The organism is uncultured Paraglaciecola sp., from assembly GCF_937123705.1.
In the GTDB taxonomy this organism is placed as follows: Bacteria; Pseudomonadota; Gammaproteobacteria; order Enterobacterales; family Alteromonadaceae; genus Paraglaciecola.
On record NZ_CAKZKO010000025.1, the window covers coordinates 1 to 4639 of the forward strand.

Annotated in this window: 5 protein-coding genes; 3 read left to right on the forward strand and 2 right to left on the reverse strand. The window is 43.6% G+C overall.

What is annotated here, in order from left to right:
• On the reverse strand, positions 1-2052 hold a 2052-nt coding region (locus Q0688_RS03700; protein WP_299073286.1), incomplete at its 3' end, for a transglycosylase domain-containing protein.
• Positions 2053-2910: 858 nt separating this feature from the next.
• On the opposite strand from Q0688_RS03700, the gene Q0688_RS03705 reads away from it, so the two are divergent.
• From Q0688_RS03705 to tnpA, 3 genes are all read left to right on the forward strand, one after another.
• A complete protein-coding gene (locus tag Q0688_RS03705) occupies positions 2911-3108 on the forward strand; it encodes an RNA-binding S4 domain-containing protein (protein WP_299073294.1) in 198 nt (65 codons plus the stop codon).
• Between the two features lie 25 nt (positions 3109-3133).
• A complete protein-coding gene (locus tag Q0688_RS03710) occupies positions 3134-3355 on the forward strand; it encodes a DUF3622 domain-containing protein (RefSeq protein ID WP_299073288.1) in 222 nt (73 codons plus the stop codon).
• Positions 3356-3561: 206 nt separating this feature from the next.
• Positions 3562-3963 (forward strand): IS200/IS605 family transposase, encoded by a 402-nt coding sequence (gene tnpA, locus Q0688_RS03715; protein ID WP_299073290.1) that lies wholly within the window; start codon positions 3562-3564, stop codon positions 3961-3963.
• A 388-nt stretch (positions 3964-4351) separates the two neighbouring features.
• Here the strand turns inward: tnpA and Q0688_RS03720 are convergent.
• Positions 4352-4639 (reverse strand): hypothetical protein (locus tag Q0688_RS03720; RefSeq protein WP_299073292.1); only part of this gene is annotated, 288 nt, incomplete at its 5' end.

A 4639-nucleotide genomic window follows, 5' to 3' on the forward strand; every position in this document is an offset into this window, starting at 1 on the left:
ACCATCAATGAAGATTTCAAGACGTGCTTGCTCATCTTTATCCTGGTATTTTCGCCAGAAGCGTAGTAAAAACACTTGACCTTCCCGGTCAGCAAAACGACTCAGATATTCTTGTCGACGGGGATCTTGATCGTTTATTAAAAGCTGAGTGCGATTTTCATTCAGGTAGATGCTGTAACGGACTATGTCCCGCATCAAGCGAACAAAGGGCAGATTAATAGATTCTCGCAATGCTTCATTCAAGGTTGGGTTACGATCATTGTCTTCTTTACGAAAATTTCGGAAGGAATGCATACCACCACCCGTAAAAAAGCGTTCACTGGTATTAGCAGAATAGCGTCTTTCGAGGGCCGATTGCAGCATGTCTGTTAAATTTCGATCCGGGGAGTGAAGAAGATAATCCACGGCCCAGAGGCTTAGTAGATCTTGCCGATCAAGATCGAGTTGACGTAGTTCTTCATTGCTATGGTTGACATAGCGATGATATAGCTCGGCGATGATTTCCAGATAGGTGGTAATTACCCGGAGCTTGGCGGTCGATCCCAGTTCCAGCTTGCTGCTCTCATTGATATCGAAAGGTTGGCCAGTGTTGTCTGTCTGTATCCTGACCTTAGCATGGTGCTGGCCTCGTTCAAACAGGGTAAAGCTATAATTCACATTCTGCGTATTTTCCGGTGTTAACAAGCGTTCGCCGAGCAAACCGATGTCTTTTGCAAAATCTGGCTCGGCCAGTCGATAAAGATATTGCGTTACTTGCTGTTGCAGATCATATTGAAGCGTGGCTGAAGCCGATAAATCGAGACGGTCGAGATCATACATGGAATAATCCAGTAGATGACTTAGCCGGTTACGAGCGACTTGTAGGCCCTTGTTGTGATCGACTGTGATTACCGCTGAATCTTCCTTGAAATCCCGGAAGGTTAGCTGTTGTGCTAGCGCCGCATCTCGTAGCTGCGGGTTAATTAGTCCGTCTTGAGCGAGTAGGCGCAGATAGCTGTCGGTGAGGGTAGACAATTGCATTCGGCCGCGGGTCAGATAAAAAGACGGCCGGCGTTGAGCAATCATTAACGATAGTACTTGGCGTAGTGCTAACCCCTGTTCATCAAGGTTTTCATCCTGCTCATCATCTTGTGCCAGTAGGCGGGAAACGTTATTAAAGTTGGCTCCGTACCAGACCCAAAGGCCATCTCCGATACCGTTTACTTCGCCGTAACCTGGAGCTCCAGACAGGGGTACAGAATTTAGATACGTGAGGACAATGTCTTGACGAGCCGTCAAGGTTTGCGGACCGTATTGATAGGCACGCACACTAGCAGAAATCATCTGTCGCAGTTTTTCTTTGGCAGATAATGTCAGGCCATTCGGCGAATGACGGTATTTTTCTAGCTGAGTGGCCAGTGTGCTGCCGCCGACTGAGTCAACTTGTACCTCTAAGGCTTTGCCGGCCTGAGACAGGGCGGCTTTGATAAAGCGTGGCCAGTCAACCGCCGGGTTAATTTTGGCATGCTGATTACTAAGTAAGCCTTTATTTTCGACGAACAGCAAGGTCTGTACAACCAAGGAGGGAATGTCGGTAAAATCAGAGTAACTCCGCTGCGAAAAGCTGTTGCGATAGATGGGCTCGGCGCGGCAATCATTAATTACCAATCCAGCCTGGCTTTTTTCCGGATAGGGCGTGAAAAATCCACGTTTGGAATAGTCTAGTAGTGCGGGGGAGAATTGTGCTTGCTGTTCAACACTGAAACTACTATGTTGTAGTCGGTTGAGTATTGTGGGCAGGGAGTTATAGCCCAAACGTTTGTCGAAAGGACCCGTTTCCGGATAATGAATGGCGGTACTGATACCGGGCTCAACACTGTAGGTGAGGGTGCTGGCGTAGCGTGAAATAGTCTGAGACTGTAGTCGGGATGTGCTCATCTCATCGGCGAAAAAAAATATTGTCACTATTGCCAGCAGAATAAGCACCACCCAGGATATCCGACGACAGCGGGATTTTTGCTTGTTTGGTTTGGGCTGGTTGGTCGTGTGAATTTTTTCTTGTATGAGGCTCATGACGGCTTACTCCACTTATTGGTATTGTCAAGTTAAGTCAAACCGGGCTGCTTTTTTACCTCGATCGGGGTTTTGAAAACTGAGAAGCCAATGGATAACGAATTTGTGCGTTGACTAATCTTTGTTCAAATTTGCTTAACTTGAAAATACTCGTCTCTTGCTTAGTTAATTTTCATGCCTATCACAATGATGGGATGAGTGCTGGAGAGCATTTTATTTCTGAGTGGAGGGAAAAAATAGTGTACTGAGGTGCAGGTGCTACTAAGTTAGCTGTGTTTGAAGACAATAGCGAATTGAAAAATTAGGGTCCATTATAATCATGCAAAACTGACCCGCTTATGTGGAAAAACAGGTCAATGAAAGTGGGAAGATGGACCAAAAGATGTAAAACGTGTCAAGTCGACTTTAGCTAATCAATCAGATGGGATTTTGCTACGTTGCTAAATCACTGGTAGTCCGGGATGATAGTCACATTGATTAAGCATTGTGCCAAGTATTAACTTGTTGTGTAGCAAGGAATGAATGCAGGCTGTTAACTTTTGATATTGAGAGTGGGTATAAAAACCCCGGATAACCTTAATTGCCAAGGTCTCCGGTTTTCTTGTCACCGTGGGAATTGAATCTGTAGCTCTGGGGGCGCAATATTTAATTGGGCTTGTGTCCTATCCGCAATCAGCGATTCGCAATAATGCGCGCATTGGCAATAAAAGCAATCAATTCTGAAAAAAGCGTAAAATTCTAGCTATCCTATTTTAGAATGATCTATTCTACTTGCAATGACTGTAAAATAAGGACACTTGATACACTTTATTTTTAAAAAACTGAGAAAATATTATTGAAAAAATAAATATTGTTGAAATTTCCAAAGAACCTATAGCGCTATTTAAGATTTTGAAATTTGAAGGTCTTGCTGCAAGTGGCGGTGAGGCAAAATCTGCAATCGCTGAAGGTCGGGTTTTAGTCAACGGGAAAATCGAAACAAGAAAAAGAAAAAAGATTGTTTCTGGGGATGTTGTTTTATTTAACGGAGTCAGCATTCGCATACAACTCAAATGATTAATTAAAGAGAAAATTAACAGTAATGACGCAAAGTAAGAAATACGATTGCCAAATAACAAAGGGTAACGCAGGTTGGACGACTAAAATTATCAGACAAGTTTCATCAAAGAAAACTGTTGTTTCAAAGCGCCAAGATGGTTTCTCAACTGAGTCAGAAGCACAAGAATGGGGAAAAGAAGAAATGAAGGGCTTTTTAAAGAATCTGAACGAGCGAAACAAGCGCCGATCCAAGCCGCAGGAATGAAAAATTTGGATTGCCTTACACGGAAGGTCTAGATAATAGGCTTCTTTTCTAGACCTATTCGCTCTCAGTTGTTTTATTGTCACGTTTTTTGGTTAAAAACCTCCGCCTTCAGGCGGAAAAAGGCTTTAGCCGTAATCTCTCATATTCTGTCTCTTTAAAATGAAGGCCCCGTTAGGGGTAAAACCTTCATTTTAAAGAGACAGAATATGAGATATACAACTGGTTGTCACACAATTTTTCATCATCGTTATCATATAGTTTGGACTCCTAAATATCGACACAAGGTTTTGCGAGGAGAAGTCCGGGAACGGATTCGCACAATTGTTCTCCAAGTTTGTAAGGAGATGGGTGTAACGATTATCCGTGGTGTATTGTCAACGAATCATGTGCATATGTTCGTAGAGATACCGCCGCATATAGCTGTTAGTCGCTTCATGCAGCGAGTGAAAGGGCGTTCTTCACGAAAGGTTCAGCAGGAATTTCCAGCTTTGCGTAAGCGATATTGGGGGCAGCGTTTCTGGGCCAGAGGCTATTTCTGTACGACAAGTGGTAACGTCACTGACGAGATCATATTGCAGTACTTGGAACAGCATTCAGAAAAGCGCTAAAGGCTTCCAGCCCAAACTCGATCCTACCGGCGCCAGCCGGTAGTGGTTCAGTTTCCCAAGCCAGAGGGTAAAAATGATTGTTCGGTGTTTTTATCGTAATTAATATACTTTTATGTGCGAGCTTTGGGCTTTTGTGGCCACCCATACTTAGCCGCCAGCTCACAACTTTCTTGCGGTATTGCCAGCTTATCACCTGAGTGACCATAGCAACTACATGATTTCTTATTGCTTAAACAGGCGGATACCGTATTCCATTCAACATCTGTAGCCAATAAACTCACCTCAGCATTATTTATCACTTTAATAACTTTGTTTTTTTCTATTTTACGGGTACCTGCTGAATTGTTGTTGGTGTTAGTGTCGCTAGAATAGCTAGATGGATAAGTTTTTATACTAATGTAGGGGGTAGGAGAAGAATAGCTTGGCGTATTGGTTGAGTAGGAACGAGGCGAATAGTGCCTGGGTTGATAGGGTGAATAGGAGCGAAAAGAGTTGCTGGGTGTAAATGAATAGCCATAACGATGATAATTGTAGTTATGCCGAGAATTATGTCTACTAATACCACTGTTGTGACTACGATTGCGACTGAAGTGTTTTTGATTTCCACCAAAATGCCTGTGATTACCGCCGAAGTGCCTGTGACCAGCATGGTTTCTCTTGTGCCCTCCGATATGAC